Source organism: Bradyrhizobium sp. SZCCHNS2022 (assembly GCF_032377575.1).
GTDB lineage: Bacteria > Pseudomonadota > Alphaproteobacteria > Rhizobiales > Xanthobacteraceae > Bradyrhizobium > Bradyrhizobium aeschynomenes.
Genome location: NZ_JAUHHZ010000001.1, coordinates 1,193,231 through 1,209,292, shown reverse-complemented (window position 1 = coordinate 1,209,292; position 16,062 = coordinate 1,193,231). Strand labels below are relative to the sequence as shown.

The 16,062-nt window shown below is 66.2% G+C and carries 12 protein-coding genes and 1 tRNA gene; 4 read left to right on the top strand and 9 right to left on the bottom strand.

From position 1 onward, the window contains the following. Window positions 1-8: 8 nt before the first annotated feature. From QXZ94_RS05305 to QXZ94_RS05290, 4 genes are all read right to left on the bottom strand, one after another. Window positions 9-1,613, bottom strand: coding sequence for an ABC transporter substrate-binding protein (locus QXZ94_RS05305; RefSeq protein ID WP_315719536.1), 1,605 nt, complete (start codon window positions 1,611-1,613; stop codon window positions 9-11). A gap of 305 nt (window positions 1,614-1,918) precedes the next feature. Continuing rightward, complete coding sequence (locus QXZ94_RS05300; RefSeq protein WP_315719535.1) at window positions 1,919-2,875, bottom strand: N-carbamoyl-D-amino-acid hydrolase; 957 nt, start codon at window positions 2,873-2,875, stop codon at window positions 1,919-1,921. A 110-nt stretch (window positions 2,876-2,985) separates the two neighbouring features. Further along, the gene (locus QXZ94_RS05295) at window positions 2,986-4,515 is read right to left on the bottom strand and encodes an aldehyde dehydrogenase family protein (RefSeq protein ID WP_315719534.1); all 1,530 of its coding nucleotides are present in this window, start codon (window positions 4,513-4,515) and stop codon (window positions 2,986-2,988) included. A gap of 10 nt (window positions 4,516-4,525) precedes the next feature. Then, a complete protein-coding gene (locus QXZ94_RS05290) occupies window positions 4,526-5,407 on the bottom strand; it encodes an NAD(P)-dependent oxidoreductase (RefSeq protein ID WP_315719533.1) in 882 nt (293 codons plus the stop codon). 109 nt (window positions 5,408-5,516) lie between these two features. Here QXZ94_RS05290 and QXZ94_RS05285 point away from each other — a divergent pair, with 109 nt between their 5' ends. Together QXZ94_RS05285 and QXZ94_RS05280 are read left to right on the top strand one after the other, a co-directional pair. Next, a complete protein-coding gene (locus tag QXZ94_RS05285) occupies window positions 5,517-6,476 on the top strand; it encodes a LysR family transcriptional regulator (RefSeq protein WP_315719532.1) in 960 nt (319 codons plus the stop codon). Window positions 6,477-6,556: 80 nt separating this feature from the next. Then, a complete protein-coding gene (locus tag QXZ94_RS05280) occupies window positions 6,557-6,877 on the top strand; it encodes a hypothetical protein (protein ID WP_315719531.1) in 321 nt (106 codons plus the stop codon). A 59-nt stretch (window positions 6,878-6,936) separates the two neighbouring features. On the opposite strand, the gene QXZ94_RS05275 is transcribed toward QXZ94_RS05280, so the two are convergent. The 3 genes from QXZ94_RS05275 to QXZ94_RS05265 all read right to left on the bottom strand — a co-directional run bounded on the left by QXZ94_RS05275 (window position 6,937) and on the right by QXZ94_RS05265 (window position 9,110). Next, window positions 6,937-7,010: transfer RNA gene (locus tag QXZ94_RS05275), tRNA-Gly, on the bottom strand. Between the two features lie 442 nt (window positions 7,011-7,452). Continuing rightward, entirely contained in the window at window positions 7,453-8,055 is a 603-nt protein-coding gene (locus QXZ94_RS05270; RefSeq protein WP_172107985.1) for a TMEM175 family protein, read from the bottom strand. 125 nt (window positions 8,056-8,180) lie between these two features. Then, window positions 8,181-9,110: a hypothetical protein gene (locus QXZ94_RS05265; RefSeq protein ID WP_315719530.1), complete on the bottom strand. Its 930-nt coding sequence runs from the start codon at window positions 9,108-9,110 to the stop codon at window positions 8,181-8,183. Between the two features lie 312 nt (window positions 9,111-9,422). Here QXZ94_RS05265 and QXZ94_RS05260 point away from each other — a divergent pair, with 312 nt between their 5' ends. Next, complete coding sequence (locus QXZ94_RS05260) at window positions 9,423-11,306, top strand: acyltransferase family protein (RefSeq protein WP_315719529.1); 1,884 nt, start codon at window positions 9,423-9,425, stop codon at window positions 11,304-11,306. A gap of 15 nt (window positions 11,307-11,321) precedes the next feature. Here the strand turns inward: QXZ94_RS05260 and QXZ94_RS05255 are convergent, their stop codons facing one another. Continuing rightward, window positions 11,322-13,220, bottom strand: coding sequence for an acyltransferase family protein (locus QXZ94_RS05255; protein WP_315726116.1), 1,899 nt, complete (start codon window positions 13,218-13,220; stop codon window positions 11,322-11,324). 162 nt (window positions 13,221-13,382) lie between these two features. Beyond that, window positions 13,383-15,287 carry an acyltransferase family protein gene (locus QXZ94_RS05250; RefSeq protein ID WP_315726114.1) on the bottom strand — a complete coding sequence of 635 codons (1,905 nt, stop codon included), beginning with the start codon at window positions 15,285-15,287 and terminating at the stop codon, window positions 13,383-13,385. 263 nt (window positions 15,288-15,550) lie between these two features. Here QXZ94_RS05250 and QXZ94_RS05245 point away from each other — a divergent pair, with 263 nt between their 5' ends. Beyond that, a complete protein-coding gene (locus QXZ94_RS05245; protein ID WP_409998731.1) occupies window positions 15,551-16,027 on the top strand; it encodes a hypothetical protein in 477 nt (158 codons plus the stop codon). Window positions 16,028-16,062 lie beyond the last annotated feature (35 nt).

Genomic DNA, 16,062 nt, shown 5'->3' with positions numbered 1-16,062 from the left:
TCAGCGCCTTATGCGGTCTTCGACACGCCCCAGAACAGCGGGATCGGCCCCTTGGTCACGCCGGAGACGTTCTTGCGCCACGCGGTGTAGCCGAGGAAGAAGCCGGTCGGCGCGAACACCACGTCATCGATCGCCGCCTTGTTGATCTTGCCGGCGATCACCTTCTCCTCGTCGAGCGACTTGGCGTTGAACCAGTTGGTGATCTCCGTCTCGACCTTCTCGCTGGTCGGCCAGCCGAACCACGCCTTGTCGCCGTTGGCACGCAGCGCGTTGTAGGCGGCCGGGTTGATGCAATCAGCACCGGCATGCCAGGTGTGGAACATGTGCCAGCCGCCCTGCGCAGGCGGCGTCTTCAGCGCGCGGCGAGCACCGACCGTGCCCCAATCGGTGGCGACGAAATCGACATTCATGCCGAGCTTCTTCAAGAGATCCGCGGTGACGTCGCCGAACGCCTTGGTGATCGGCTGGTCCTGAGCCACCACGCAGGTGATCGGCTCGCCCTTGTAACCGGCCTCTTCCAAGAGCTTCTTAGCGGCGGCGATGTCGCGCTTGCCCTTGAGGATGTCGCCGCCTTCCTCGGTGTAGAGCGGCGTGCCGGGCGTGAACACGCCAGGCAGCGGCTTCCACAGCGAATTGTCGTCGCCGACGAGCGCGCGCATGTAGTCTTCCTGGCTCATCGCCATCAGGATGGCCTGCCGCGCCTTCACATTGTTGAACGGCGCATGCAGATGGTTGATGCGGAACGCGCCGACATTGCCCAGGGGATCGCCGATGTCGACGCCGATGTTCTTGTTGCCCTTCAGCACCGGCACGAGATCGGTGATCGGGTTCTCCCACCAGTCGACCTCGCCGTTCTGCAGCGCGGCGGCCGCGGTCGCGGGGTCCGGCATGATCACCCATTCGACGCGATCGACCAGCACCTGCTTGCCGCCGGCAAGCCACACCGGCTTCTCCTGGCGCGGCACGTAGTCGGTGAACTTCTCGAACACGGCCTTGGCGCCCGGCACCCATTCGCCCTTGGCGAATTTGAACGGGCCGGAGCCGATGTATTCGGACATCTGCTTGAACGGATCGGTCTGCGCGATGCGCTCGGGCATGATGAAGGCGCAGGGCGCGTTGCCCTTGCCGAGCGCAAACAGCATCTTCGGATAGGGCTGCTTGAGCACCCATTTGAAGGTCTTGTCGTCGACCGCGGTCAGCTCGTTCTGGATCGCCTTGAGCATCAGGCCCATCGGGTCGCGCGCCGACCAGCGCGTGAGGCTGGCCACGACGTCCTTGGCGAGCACCGGCTCGCCGTCATGGAATTTCAGGCCGGAGCGCAGCTTGAAGGTCCAGGTCAGGCCGTCGGACGAGACCTCTTCGGACTCCACCATCTGGCGCTGCGGCACGAACTGATCGTCGATGCCGTACAGCGTGTCCCACACCATCGCCGCTGCGTTGCGCACGACATATTGCGTGCCCCAGATCGGATCGAAATTGGCAAGATTGGCCTGCGGAACGAAGCGCAAGGTGCGCGCGGATGCGCCCTGCGCAATCGCCGGCGCCGCAAACCCACCGGTCAGCGCCAGACCACCGGCGCCCGCCAATCCCTTCAATACCGTTCTGCGATCCATGTTCTCTCCTGATGCAACGTGCCTGAGTTCAATTGCCGAAATTGTAAGCAAGGCCCATGCCATGCGCGTCGCGTGCATTCATTTGAACGCAAATGAGGCATGGGACGCAAGGCCCACTCTCTCCTCCCGTCATTCCGGGGCGGGCCGCGCGGCCGCGCGAGCCCGGAATCCATAGCCACAGGCGGGCGTTGGAGGAGCGAGATGTCACTGCCTGCGTGCCCCGCACATCTGCCTGTGGCTATGGATTCCGGGCTCATCGCTGCGCGATGCCCCGGAATGACTCGTGGAGGGGTCTCGGCCTTGCATCACTGCTTCTTCACCGGCGATCCATCGGCCATCAGCCTTTCGCCTTTGCGTTCGACGATCATCCCATAGGCCTGCGGCTGGCGATGGACGTCGAAATTGAAGATCGTCTGCTTATAGGACTTGCACAGATCGAGGTCGCAGCGCGCCAAAGCGATCTCGTCGCCCTTGGTGGCGCAGGCCGCGACGATCTCGCCCGACGGCGCGATGATGCAGCTCCCGGCGATGTGGTCGATGCCCTCCTCGATGCCGCCCTTGGCGACGCCGATCACCCAGGTGCCGTTCTGATAGGCACCGGACTGCATCACGAGGCGGTTGTGGAACAGGGAGAGGTCGTCATGCTCCGGCGCCGGCGGATTGTGCACCGGCGTGTTGTAGCCGATCAGCACCATCTCGACGCCCTGCAGCCCCATCACGCGATAGGTCTCCGGCCAGCGCCGATCGTTGCAGATCGCCATGCCGAGGACGCCGCCGAACGCATCGGCCACGCCGAAACTCTTGCCGGGCTCGAAGTAGCGCTTTTCCAGATGCTGGAACTTGCGCCACGGCTCGTGCTCGGCATGACCCGGCAGATGCACCTTGCGGTATTTCGAGACGATGCGCGCGTCCTTGTCGACGAGGATGGCGGTGTTGTAGCGGTGCACGATGCCGTCTTCGACGGTCAGCTCCGCATAGCCGAGGCAAAATCCGATGCGCAGCTCCTTCGCGAGCGCGAACAAGGCCTGCGTTTCCGGCCCCGGCATCTCGCGCTCGAAATAGCAATCGATCTCCGCCTGATCGGCCATGTACCAGCGCGGGAAGAAGGTCGTGAGCGCGAGCTCGGGATAGACGATGAGATCGCAGCCATTGGCGTGGGCCTGGCGCATCAGGGCGATCAACCGCGCAACCACCGCGGTCCGTGACTCGCTCCGGGCGATCGGGCCGAGTTGACCAATGGCGACGTTGACGAAGCGCGGCATCATTATGTTCCTTATTTCGGAACTAGCTCGTCGTTCCGTGGGCGCGCAGTTCTTGCACCGATCATGCCATGCAGCCTCGTCGGCGCAAGCACCTCATTCACGACATCGTCTCATTCACGAAGGCCCGGCGCGTAGCCGAAAGCGACCGCCGGCTCGGCCGCGGTCTCGACCCACACGCTCTTCACCTGCGTATATTCGTACAGCGCTTCGACGCCGGAGGAGCGGCCATGGCCGCTGTTGTTGTAGCCACCGAAGGGCGAGGCGACGTTGATCGTCTTGTAGGAGTTGATCCAGAACGTGCCGGCCTTCACGCTCGCTGCAACGCGATGCGCGCGCGCGACGTCCTTCGTCCACACCGCGCCGGCAAGACCGAACTCGCTGTCATTGGCGATCGCAATCGCCTCCGCCTCGGTCTCGAAGCGGATCGCCGCGACCACGGGGCCGAACACCTCCTTGCGCGCGATGCCCATGGCGTTGGTGACGTTCTTGAGCACGGTCGGCTTGACGTAATAGCCGCTGTCTGCGCGCTCACCATTGCTGCCGGCGACGATCTCGGCGCCCTCCGCCGCCCCCTCACGGATGAGCGACAGCACGTGATCATATTGCCTGGCGTTGTTGATCGGGCCAATCTCGGTCTCCGCCGACAGCGGATCGCCGCATTTGATCTTCGCTGCGCCCTGGGCCACGAGATCGACGAAGCGGTCATACACTGCGCTCTGCACCAGGAGACGCGAACCGGCGACGCAGCTCTGGCCGGCGCCGCCGAAGATCGCGGCCTGCGCGCCGATCGCAGCGCGTTCGAGATCCGCATCGGCGAACACGATGTTGGCGGACTTGCCGCCGAGCTCGAGCACCGACGGCACCAGCCGCCGCGCCGCGGCCTCGCCGATCAGGCGGCCCGTCGGCACCGAGCCGACGAACACGACCTTCTTTACCGCGGGCTGCTCCAGCGCCGCCTGCCCCGTGGTGTGGCCGAAGCCGGCGAGCACGTTGACGACGCCGTTCGGCAGCCCCGCGCCCTCGGCGATCACCGCGAGCGCCAGGGACGTCAGCGGCGTCAGCTCGGACGGCTTGAGCAGCACTGCATTGCCCATGCTGATCGCGGGCGCGATCTGCCAGCCGGCGGTGAAGATCGGCGCATTCCACGGCGTGATCTGCAGCACGACGCCCATCGGCTCGCGGCGCGTGTAGTTGAGATGGCTCGACGGCACCGGGATGACGTCGCCGTGGAATTTGTCGGCCCACCCCGCATAGTACTCGAACATCTCCGCGACCTTGGCGACCTCGCCCCTTGTGTCGCGGATCGGTTTGCCGGCGGCGAGCGATTCCAGCTGCGCCAGCTGTTCGGCGTGAGCGAGGATCGCCCGCGCGATGGCCTGCATGATGCGGCCGCGGCCCGCGGCCGTGAACTTCGCCCACTCCGCCTGCCCGGGCACCGCGGCCTGCGCCGCCATGGCTGCGACATCGGCGCCGGCGTCGGCATAGCTGAACAGCACCTTGCCGGTCGCGGGATCGTTCACGGTAACGGTCGCGCCGGTGCCGATGACGAACGTGCCGCCGACATGCGACCCGATGATCTCGAACTGCGGCCAGAAAGGCAGCGCGGCTGTGCGCAGGCGGGGATCGATGAAATGGGTCATGGCTGCACTCTCACGGCTTCGAGATCGGGCCGAGCTGCAGCTCGACGATGCGGTTGAAGTCCTCGCCATCGGCGATACGGGCGGCGCTGTCGGCCCAGATCCGCGCGGTGTCGGTGGCGATGGGCAGCGCGAGGCCGAGCTCGCCGATGAACTGCGCGGCGAGCCTGACGTCCTTGCGCATCAGCTGCATGGTGAAGCCGGAATCGAACGCGCCGTTGAGGATCCAATTGGGCACGTTGACCAGCGTGACACCCGAGCGGCCCGAGCCGGCATTCACCCCTTCGAGCAGCCTGAAGGCATCGACGCCGGCGGCCTCGGCGATACGCAGCGCCTCGGCTGCAGTCAGCAGATGCGCGGCGCACAGCAGATTGTTGACGATCTTGGCGACATTGCCAGCGCCGACGCCGCCGACATGCACGCGCTTGGCGCTCATGCGCTCCAGCACCGGCAGCACGCGCGCGAGATCCTCGTCTTCGGCGCCGATCACCATGGTCATGGTGCCGGTCGCGGCGCCCTTCGGTCCGCCGCTGACGGGCGCATCGACGAAGCCCATGCCGCGCGCCTTGAGCAGCTCCGCCAGCCGGCGCGAGGTCTCGGGATGAGAGGTGGACGTATCGACGATGACCACACCGGCGCGGCCATGCGTGAGGATGCCGCCAGCCCCCTCCACGACGCGCTCCACGATCTCGGCGGTGGGCAGCGACAGAATGACGATCTCGGCGGCGGCGACGATCGCGCCGATGCCGTCCGCGATCGCAATTCCCTCGGCGGCCAGCGCCGTGCGCGTCGCCTCGGCTGCGTCGTAGCCGGTGACGGCAAAGCCCGCGCCCTTGAGCGTCAGCGCCATGCCGCGTCCCATGTTGCCAAGTCCGATGATGCCGACCGCGGTCACGTCGCCTCCTGTTCCGATTGCCCCGGAAACGTAACAGCCGCGTTTTGCGGCAGACATCAGCGGCCTGCCACGCTAGTGTTGACTTGAAGTCAACACTCCGGATCCCGCCGTGACGGCCGCCCTGCTCGACCACCACCGACTGCACTACCTCTACGAAGCCCTCCGGCTCGGCTCCGTTCGCGCCGCCGCCGAAGCGCTCGACATCAACGCCTCGGTGATCAGCCGCCAGATCGCGCTGCTGGAAAAGGAGCTCGGGCTGACCTTGGTGGAGCGGCTGAGCCGCGGCATCCGCGCCACCGAAGCCGGCGCGCTGCTGGTCGAGCGCTTCCGGCACTGGCAGGCCGACCAGGCCGACACGGTTGCGAAACTGCGCGAGCTTGTGGGCCTCAAGCGCGGCCATGTCGACATCGTGCTTGGCGAAGGCTTCGTGAGCGACCTGATGTCCGGCCCGCTCGGCCGGTTCTGGCAGCGCCATCCCGATCTGAGCATGGCGTTCGATCTCGCCGGCACCAACGAGGTCGTCAACGCGGTGGCCGAGGACCGCTATCACATCGGCCTGGTGTTCAACCCCTCAGCCGATCCGCGCATCCGGATCGCCACCGCGAGCCGCCAGCCGCTGTGCGCGATCACGCCGCCGGATCATCCGCTGGTGCGGCTGGGCCGTCCCTTGCGCCTGCGCGAGCTTGCCGACCATCCGCTCGGCCTGATGCATCCAAGCTACGGCACCCGCCAGATCGTCGCGCTGGCAGAAGCCGCCGAGCACATCGCCCTGGCGCCGAAGCTCACGACCAGCTCGATCAACGTGCTCCGTCACTTCGTCAAGAGTGGCCTCGGCCTGACGCTGCTCCCCGCGTTCTCCATTGCCGCCGATCTCGCCGACGGCTCGCTCGCTGCGATGCCGGTCGACAGCCGCCTGCTGTCCTCGAGCGAGGCCTGCGTCATCACCCGGCGCGGCCGCGAGCTGCCACACGCGGCAAGCCATCTGCTGCGCTTCCTCAGCGGTCAGATGAAGGCGTTCAAGGGCGGCGAAGCAGCACGCAGGCCCGGCATCGGCGCCGCCGCGCGATGACGGCCTGACACTCCCGATTGCTCTCTATTGCACTCGCGCCTTGGTTGCGCTTGGATATCGCAACGCCAGGAGACACCGTCATGCGCCACGTCCTCACGATCGCCTTCCTGCTGGCAGCGACCGCAGTCCAGGCTGAGACCTGCCAAGTCATCGGCAATCAGGTCGTGTGCGACAGTGGCATGTCCGGGCAGCGCATCGGCAACAACACCTATTGGAGCGATGGCACCTCGTCGCAGCAGGTCGGACGCTTCACCTACAACAGTGACGGGACAAGCTCGCAGCAGATCGGCAGTCACACTTACTACAGCGACGGCACATCCTCGCAGACGATCGGGAACACCACCACCTTCAGCGATGGCAGGTCATGCCGGCGGATCGGCAATCAGATCTATTGCGATTGACCGGTCTCCAGCAGAGTCGGCGCCATCTGTTGGCTGGACGGTCTGGAACGGGTGAAGGCTGGAGCGGGTGAAGGGAATCGAACCCTCGTATTCAGCTTGGAAGGCTGCTGCTCTACCATTGAGCTACACCCGCATCGCCGCGTTCCCTAACATGGTCCGGCGCCGGTCTCAACCTCTTCGGGCTCAGGACCGCTTCAGGCCAAGTCCGGGCACCGGAGCTGGTTGAGGCCGCCGTCGAACGGCGCGTTCAAAGGATCCGTCCGTTCCGAACCGCAATGCAGCATGGATCACGACGGGAAGTTCCGTATTCGGCCCCCCTACCATCCCGGCCCGCCCCGGCCTATATTGACATTTCCATCAACAACGAAAGGAGGTGATCCAGTGTCTTTCACCAAGCGCTGTCACCTCGCTGGGATCGCCCGCTGAGCAGCTCTTCATGAGCGACGTTCGATGAGCGCGTGATTCGTCAGCGATCGCGCTATCGCGGCTCGGCAACGGGGCGGTCTCGGCCCTGGACCAGCGAGTTCAAGATCGGAAGGCGCGGCGGGTCTGATGGCCCGCCGCGTTTTTTTGTCTCAAGGACGGTCGCCTGCGGCTTGCACCGGCGCCGAGCGCACGAAGCGCCGCACCAACATTCCGCCGAAGCCCAGCATCCAGAAATATTGGACATATTCCGGCGCGTAGGCGGCAATCACCATGCCCGGCACGAACACGACCACCGGGAAGACCGCGCCGGCGATCTCGGCATGGCGGCCGCTCGGCAGTGCGAGCCACCACAGCGCGGCGTTGAGAGCGGCGATCACCGTCAGATGCAGGCCGTACAGCACGGCCACCGCGCTCGACAGCCGGTAGCCGCCGTACAGACCGTTGGTGACCGGCAGCAGCACGATCGACAGCAGGAAGAACAGGTTGAGCAGCACGACGGGACGGCTGCCGAACGGCTGCCGCGCCAGCCGACGGTGATGGCTGATCCAGAACACGCCGGCGATGATGAAGCTCAGCGCCAGCCCGGCGAGCCTGCCGGAATAGGTGTGTGCCAGATCCACCCAGTCCGGCAGTTGCGCGAAATGGGGCTTCGGCAGGTCATAGGCCAGAAGCGTCATCGCCACACCGAAGATGGTGTTGGAGAGCGATTCGAGGCGGCGCATTTCGAACAGGTCGGATTGGGGCTCGGTCATTTCAGATCGGAGGCATCGGCACGCGTGCGGGACAAGTCAGCTCCGATCTATAGCAGGTCTCGGACGGCATTGTCCGAGCCGCACGCGACGGGGGCGGCCGCCCATTGCAGCCCCCTCTCCCAGCCTCAGCGGCAGGCGTAGGTGTGACCGTCGAAGCCGCGATAGCTCCGTGTAGCCGGATTGTAGCTGCGGAACTGCACGCAGGGCGGCAAGCCGGCGGTACGCCGTGGCCGCTCCTCGGCTTGGGAGCGGGCCGCAACCGGCGTTCCGGTGTTGGCCGGCTTCGCCATCACGATCATCGATCGGATCGCCGACATCGTCGTGGGCTTGCCGGTCTCCTTGCCGGCGGGTTTCGGCTGCTCGGTCTGTCCCCCCTTGGGCGCCGCATCCTTGACGGCAACGACCACGGCTTTGGCGGATGTCGCCTTGCCGGCCGAAGGCTTGTCGGTCGAAGGCTTGTCGGTCGAAGGCTTGTCGGTCGAAGGCTTGCCGGGTGCGTTGCCTGAGGCCGTTCTGCTCGGCGCCGCACCACCTGCCGCCGCGGTCACGGACAATGCTCGGCCGGAGATGGTCTTCGCTGCCGCAGGCTTGGCCGGGGTGGCCTTGCCGGTTGCCGGGTTGCTCGACGCAGGCTTGGCAGCCGCCGCGGGATCGAGGGCAGCAGCCTTGGAGACCGCCTCCGCCTTGTCCCCGGCAGTCGCCTGCTTCTCCTCTGCGGCAGGCACGGGCTGGGCGGCCGCAGCCGCGTCATTGGCCGCCGGCTTGGCCTCGGCAGTGGCCGATGGGCTCGATTGTGCCGACTTGGGGTCCGCCTTGGCGTCTGTAGATGCGGTCCTGTCGTCGGCGGTCTTGTCGACAGCCGCGACCGGAGCCTCGGCCGGCTTCTTGATCAGCTTCTTGCAGTCGAGCGGAAATACCAGCTCGCCGGATGCAGTAAGCCCGATCGGCTCGCATCCGCCAAAGGGACCGCTCTCCTTCTGCACGTCCCTGGCGACATCGGTGGCAGGCGCCGCACTCGCTCCCCCCGCCTCTGCCCCCTGCGCAACGGGAGCCATCGACGCAACCTGTAATAGAACAACGCCGCACAACAAGCCGGCCCGGCCGGTCTTCCGCCCCAATGTACGCATGACACGCTCGCTCAACGCATGAACTACTTGCGAAGCCAACACGCCATTGAGGCAAGTCTGTGAAGGAAAGCCGCGCTGAGCCCCAGCGATGTCAATTCAGTGGCGTTGTGTCATGTCTGCACGACCGGTTGCACCACAGGAATCCCTCAATGCAGTTGCAATCGGCGCTTACTCAGGTCGCTCCGCCCGCGCTGATCGCTCGAGAAGACGCCAGCCGCGCGCGCCGTTCGGACCTGGACCTTGAGCTCAACCGACTATCGTCCCGACATCGACTGCCTGCGCGCCTTCGCGGTCATCTCGGTCATCGCCTTCCACTACGACATTCCGCCATTCCGCAGCGGCTATGTCGGCGTGGACGTGTTCTTCGTCATCTCTGGCTTTCTGATCACCCGGATCATCCACGACGAGGCTAGCGCGGGCACGTTCTCGTTCGCGGCATTCTACCGCCGCCGCGCCCGGCGTATCCTACCCGCGGCGTTCGCCATGCTGTGCGCGACCCTGGTCGGCGCCAGCCTGATCCTGCTGCCGCAGGAGACGGTATCGGTGGCGCAGCAGGCGGTGGCCGTGCTGACCTTCAGCTCCAACATCCTGTTCTGGTCGCAACAGGGCTATTTCGATAGCGCCGCCATCGCCAAGCCGTTGCTGCACACCTGGTCGCTCGGCGTCGAAGAGCAGTACTACGTGCTGTTTCCGGCGCTGGCGCTGGCCGTCTTTGCGCTGCGGCGCGCACAGATGCTGGCGATCCTCATCGCAGCCTGCGCCGTCTCGTTCCTGCTCTGCGTCGTCCAGACCCGGATGCAGCCGGCGGCGGCGTTCTATCTGCTGCCGGCGCGGGCCTGGCAGCTTGCGCTCGGCGCATTGCTGGCGGTGGAGGCGCTGCCGGCGCTGCGGAGCGAGCGGCTCAGGATCGCGGCCACCACGCTGGGGTGGATCGCGCTCGGCGCCTCGGTCAACATCTTCTCACCGCGCACGCTCTACCCGGGCACGGCGGCGCTGCTGCCCTGCCTCGGCACCGCCGCGGTGATCTGGGGCAAGCCGGCCCTGCCGAGGACCGTCCTGATACTAGCGCGGCCCATGATGGCCGTCGGCCTGTGGTCCTACTCGCTGTATCTCTGGCACTGGCCGGTGGTCTCGTTCGCAACCGCCATCTGGGGGCCGCCCGGCACCGCGATGGACAAGCTCGCGCTGCTCGGTGGCTGCACGATCCTGGCGCTGGCGAGCTTCTATCTGATCGAGCAGCCGGCCCGCCGCGCCGATTGGCCGGGAACGGCGCGCGCCCTCGCGGCAACCGGCGCAGCTGCGCTCGCCGCCAGCGTCGTCATGATCTCCGCGTCCGGCTTTCCCAACCGGTTCTCCCCGCAGCAACGAGCCATGGCCGATTTCCTCGGCTACGACCACAGGGACATCTACGAGGAAGGCCGCTGCTTCCTCGCCCCGGGTCAAACAGTCGAGGCGCTGCAGCCCGCCTGTCTCGCCAAGGGCCCGCGTCCCAACATCCTGCTGTGGGGCGACAGCCATGCCGCACATCTGGCTCACGGTCTGAAGCTGGCGCTGCCGCAGGCCACGCTGCTGCGCGCGACGATGGCGCAATGCGTGCCCTATGATGAGCCGGGTCAATCGGCGGCCTGCACAGCCTTCAATCGCCAGCTGCCCGGCCTCGTCCGCAATCTCGCGCCCGACGCGGTGATTCTCTCCGGCAATTGGACGCACACTGCGATGGCACCGTCGGCGCGCACCAGCCTGCTGGCAACCATCCGGACGATCGCGGACGCCGGCAGCAGGGTCGTTGTCGTCGGACCGAGCCCGCAATTCGACCGCGCTCTGCCGCACCTCCTGATCGCAGCGATGCGCTTCGGCGTCACCACCGAGGGACACATGCCGAATCTTTTCGGCGAGGTCGACGGCTTTCTGCGGGCGCAGCTGAAGGACCGGCCACGAACGGACTACGTGTCGCTGCTCGCGCTGCTCTGCCCTGGCGGCGCGTGCATCCTGCAGGCGCCCGATGGCGCGCCGATCGCCTGGGATCAGGGCCATTTCACCGCACAAGGCTCGGAGTTCGCGGCCACCGGCATCGTCCGGGAATCGCCGACACTGGCGGCATCGCTTCCGGACGAGCGCGACTGAGTCCCGCGCTTTGCCCTAATCGTCGGCGAGAAATGTCGCAAAGATCGGCGCTGCCCGCTCGCCCATGCGTTGCGCGCCGGCCACCGTGAAATGGCCGGCGTCCTGGAACAGCCAGACGCCGTCCTCCACGACCGGACAATCCTGGTCGCAATAAACCTCCGAGGGCCGCAGCAGCGTCGCCTTCTGCAAGGGCCTGATCGCCTCGCTCAGGACGACGTCGATGGTGTGGTTGGCCGCGACGGCCTCGCCCTTCGGCACGGGATCGCAGGGCTTCGCCGGCGCGTGCCAGCGCGGACCCGGCAGCATGCGCAACGGATCGAACGCGCAGTTCACGGGCCGAACCTGACCGCCGATGACGAGGAAATGGCGGCCGGGCCGGTCGAGCAGGCGGATCGTCTCGGCCAGATGATGGGCCACCTCGGCGTTCCGGGCCCGGGCCGCCGGCCCGTCGCCGAGATCGAGATAGTTCTGCCACGCCTGCCCGATCACGACGAAATCGGCCTGCGACTGCCGGATGCGCGGCAACTCGCTGTCGCGCAGCTCCGCACAGACGCGCGCGCGCGGGCCTTCCGCGGTCAGGCCGACGAGCGTCGGGCAGCCGCTCATCGTCGAGACATGCCCGATCATGCCGCGCGTCTTCAGGGACTCATCGAGCGCGGCGACATATTGCTGGACGTAGGAATCGCCGAGCAGCTCGACGCCGCGCGTGCCCTGGAGATCGCCGAAAGCGCACAGGCGCCCGATCGTCCGGCCGCATTTGTTGAGGCCGAAGCCCTGCAGCTGGAACAGCGCGAGCTGATCGTCCGGCAGCCGCGACACCACGCCGTTGGCGCGGAACGTCACATGGGTCAGGCCAGCACCGACGAGGAGCACGGTCGCGAAGCTTGCCACCTGCGCGAAACGCGGCCAGGGCAGCCGTCGCAGCGGTTGCTCGACCGTCACGAACATGAGCGCCGCCAACGCGCCCATCAGCGCAAGCTGGGACACCAGCCCCGCAACCGTCTGCGCGGCATCACCGAAGAGGAAGCCGGCGAAGAAGATCAGCGGCCAATGCACGAGATAGAGCGAATAGGAGACGATCCCGACCGCACGCACCGGACGGGCCATCAGCAGCGAGGTCGGCGCATTCGCGGCGATGATGACGGCCGCGGCAACGCAGGGCACGAGCGCCGCCACACCCGCATAGGCCTGGATGCGGCCGATGACGAGGAGGCTGCCGACCAGGACGACGTCGCCACAGGCAGCCGCGAGCGACCGCGCGCGCGGCGACGATGCGAGGCGCGCCTCGAGTGGAATGGCAAGCGCGCCCAGCGCAAATTCGAACACCCGGAACGGCGTCAGGAAGAACACGGCTTCCGCATCATGCGGCAGCCAGAGCGCAGCGGCGGCCAGCGACAGCAGGCCGAGGGCCGCGATGAGGCGGAAGACGTGCCGGCCGGCGCCCGTCCACATCAAAAGCAGCGGCGCCAGTGCATAGAACTGGACCTCAAGCGACAACGACCACAGATGCAGCAGCGGCAGCTGATCCGCCGTCGGCGCAAAATAGGCGCTCGCCTCGCGCCAATACTGGATGTTGGAAATCGAGAGCAGCCCGTGCGTCGCCTCCTTGGCCAGCTGGCGCAAGGCCTCCGGCGACAGGAACAGCCAGCCGACGGCGAAGGTCAGGACGATCGTCGTCACCAGCGCGGGCAAGATGCGCCGCGCCCGCCGCAGATAGAACTCGGAGAGCGAGAACCGCCCTGCCCTGACGTCACGCAGGATCTGGCCGGTGATGAGATAGCCGGAGATGACGAAGAAGATGTCGACGCCGGCAAAACCGGCCTCGAAGCCCCCGATCTTGAGGTGGAACAGAATGACGATGACGACGGCGATCGCCCTGAGGGCATCGATGTCAGCACGATGACTGCGTTCCAATGTGGTCACCCCGCGCATGCTTCGAGGCAAACGAGATGCGCAGACACCAATGGCAACAGCGGGAAACAGTCATGACGCCATCGGACCCATCCGATGACCTCCGGCAGGCGGCGGCGTGGCGGCGCCCAGGAAAGGCCAATTTCGCTGCCAGCTCTCGCTTCGCTAAGGCTTGGACTGTTCGGAAAGGAATTGGGAGATGAGCGGGGCGGCGCGCTGCCCCATCCACTTGGCGCCCGCCACCGTGAAATGGCCCGGATCGAGAAACAGCCAGACGCCGTCGTCGCGCACGACCGGGCAATCCTGGTCGCAATACACATCGGTCGGCCGCAGCAGCACGGCGTTGCGCATCCCCGTCAATGCGGAGTCCAGCAGACGATCGATTTCGCGCGCATCTGCGCGCGCCTTGGCCGAGTCCAGCGCGGTACATTGCGGAGGCGGCGCATGCCACAACGGACCGGGCTGCATCCGCATGTGATCGAAGCTGCACGTCACCGGTCTCACCTGGCCGCCGATGATCAGGAAACGGCGGCCCGGCCGATCGAGCAGACGAAGCAGCGCGTTCAGGCCATCGCGGATGTCAGCGGCCGTTCGCTCGTCTGGCTCGCCGTCCCCAGTCAGATAGAGGTGCCACGCTTGCCCGATCACGACGAGATCGGCCGCCGACGCCTGGACACGCGCCAGCTCGCGCTCGCGAAGGGCAATGCATTCGGCCACGCGCGGCGGGCGCGGGGCAACACCCACAAGCATCGGACAACCGCCGACTGTCGACGTCTTGCCTCGAATGCCATGCGCCTTGAGCTGGTCGTCCAACACGGCGACGTATTGTTGAACGTAGGAATCGCCGAGCAGCTCCAGCATGCGAGAGCCGGCCGGAGCGCCGAACTCGCAATGATCCCCCGAGCGAATACAGGGGCTCATACCAAACCGCTGCAGCTCCAGCCGGGCACGTTGCTCCGCCGGAAGCCGCCACGCGACACCGTCTGCCTTGAACATTCCGTGGGTGACGACGATGCAGAGGCCGAGCACCGTCGCGAACGCGGTTGCCTGCTTCCACTGCGCATGGCGGACCCGGCGGATGGGCTGCTCGATGAGAAAGAACATCGCGGCGGTCAGCGCCGCCATGACCAGCAATTGCCCGGCCAGACCCGCCGTGCCGCCGGCCCGCTCGCCAAAAATGAAGCTCGCGAAGTAGATCACCGGCCAGTGCACGAGATAGAGCGAGTAAGACGAGCGTCCGATCGCCAGGACCGCCCGATTTGCGAACAGGCGCAGCGGTCGGTTCGCCGCAATGATCACAGCCGTCGCGAGGCTGGGCGGCAGTGCGCCGAGCCCGGCGTCATGCTGGAAGCGCTCGATCACCAGAAGGCTCGAGAAAAGCCCGGCATACCCGATCCACGCTGCGGCCGTCCGAGCCGCCTGCCAAGCCGTAACGCGTCGCTCCAACACGATGGTCAATGCACCGAGGACGAACTCGAATGCACGAAACGGCGTCAGGAAGAAAACCGCCTCGGGATCTCTGGGAAGCCAGATGATGGCCGCCACGAGCGACGCAAGCCCCGCCAGCGCAATGCCCGTGAACACGTGACGCGTACGGCTGAGGAGCACCAGGATCAACGGCGTGACGAGATAGAACTGCTCCTCCGCCGACAGTGACCACAGGTGCAACAGCCCGAGTCTGTCCGCACTCGGTGCGAAATACTGGTTCGCCTCACGCCAATATTGAACGTTGGCGATCGACAGCAGCCCGTGCGTCGCCTCCTTGGCAAGCTGGCGCAACTCGTCCGGAGGCAGCCACAGCCAGCCAGCCGCCACGGTCAGCATGATGGTGACGATGAGCGCGGGCAGGATGCGCCGGGCCCGGCGCGCATAGAATCCGGCGAACGAAAACGTGCCGAGCTCGATATCGCGGAGGATGTGCCCGGTGATCAGGTAGCCGGAGATGACGAAGAAGATATCGACTCCGGCGAAGCCACCACCAAAGCCACCAACTCTCAGGTGGAACAAAACGACAATGCAGACGGCGATCGCCCTGAGGCCATCGATATCCGCCCGATAACGACCTTCCAACTCCATCCACCCTACGCCTGTTCGCGCCGCACGATACGGACAGACATGAATGGCAGCAATCAGAAACAGTCATGGCGGCGGGATAGCGATCCGCCGCTGAAGGCTGACGGCGACGCACGACATCGGGGTTTCAGAAACGGGCTGAGGACTGCGCGATGGAGGCTCTGGAAAGCTCATGCCGACGGTCCGTCGGAATTCGGCCATCCGTTGAACGATCCGGCCGAATGCGGCAATCTGGCGACGACGCAGGGAGCGATGGACTGATGCAGGCGACAATTCGATCGGGGCAAGGATGGTGCAGCTTGCTCGGGCTTGCCATCGCAGGGCTGCTCGTCTCGGCCCCCGCAGCCCTGGCACAAGCGCCGGTTGCGCCGACCACACCCTCTCCTGCCCAGACCACGGTCGAGCGCAGCGCCAAAGGTGTCGCCGGCAAGGCGATCCAGGTTGGGGTGTATCTCAACGTGCAGCCGGACTGCTCGTCCGGTCCGCTTCCCTCGATCCGGCTGGTGACGCCACCCGGCAACGGAACCGTGACGATCAAGCGCGGCAAGATCTCCGCAACCAACTACAAGCAGTGTCTGGCCCTGGAAGTGCCCGGATTCATCGCCTTCTACCAGTCCAAGGCCGACTTCGCAGGCACCGACACGGTCACGCTGGAGGTGAAGTTCCCGCAGGGCCGCACCGAACTGCAGCGGATCACGGTCAGCGTCGGCGTCGGGCCCGCCGGGCAGAAAATCTGATCGTCCACACCATGGCTCGGCGATGGTTCCGACCA

What these genes read in the sequence shown, in the direction of transcription:
- QXZ94_RS05305 (WP_315719536.1), bottom strand. Translation starts at nt 1,613, where the DNA reads ATGGATCGCAGAACGGTATTGAAGGGATTGGCGGGCGCCGGTGGTCTG.
- QXZ94_RS05300 (WP_315719535.1), bottom strand. Translation starts at nt 2,875, where the DNA reads ATGCCGCGCTTCGTCAACGTCGCCATTGGTCAACTCGGCCCGATCGCC.
- QXZ94_RS05295 (WP_315719534.1), bottom strand. Translation starts at nt 4,515, where the DNA reads ATGACCCATTTCATCGATCCCCGCCTGCGCACAGCCGCGCTGCCTTTC.
- QXZ94_RS05280 (WP_315719531.1), top strand. Translation starts at nt 6,557, where the DNA reads ATGCGCCACGTCCTCACGATCGCCTTCCTGCTGGCAGCGACCGCAGTC.
- QXZ94_RS05270 (WP_172107985.1), bottom strand. Translation starts at nt 8,055, where the DNA reads ATGACCGAGCCCCAATCCGACCTGTTCGAAATGCGCCGCCTCGAATCG.
- QXZ94_RS05265 (WP_315719530.1), bottom strand. Translation starts at nt 9,110, where the DNA reads ATGGCTCCCGTTGCGCAGGGGGCAGAGGCGGGGGGAGCGAGTGCGGCG.
- QXZ94_RS05245 (WP_409998731.1), top strand. Translation starts at nt 15,551, where the DNA reads ATGCAGGCGACAATTCGATCGGGGCAAGGATGGTGCAGCTTGCTCGGG.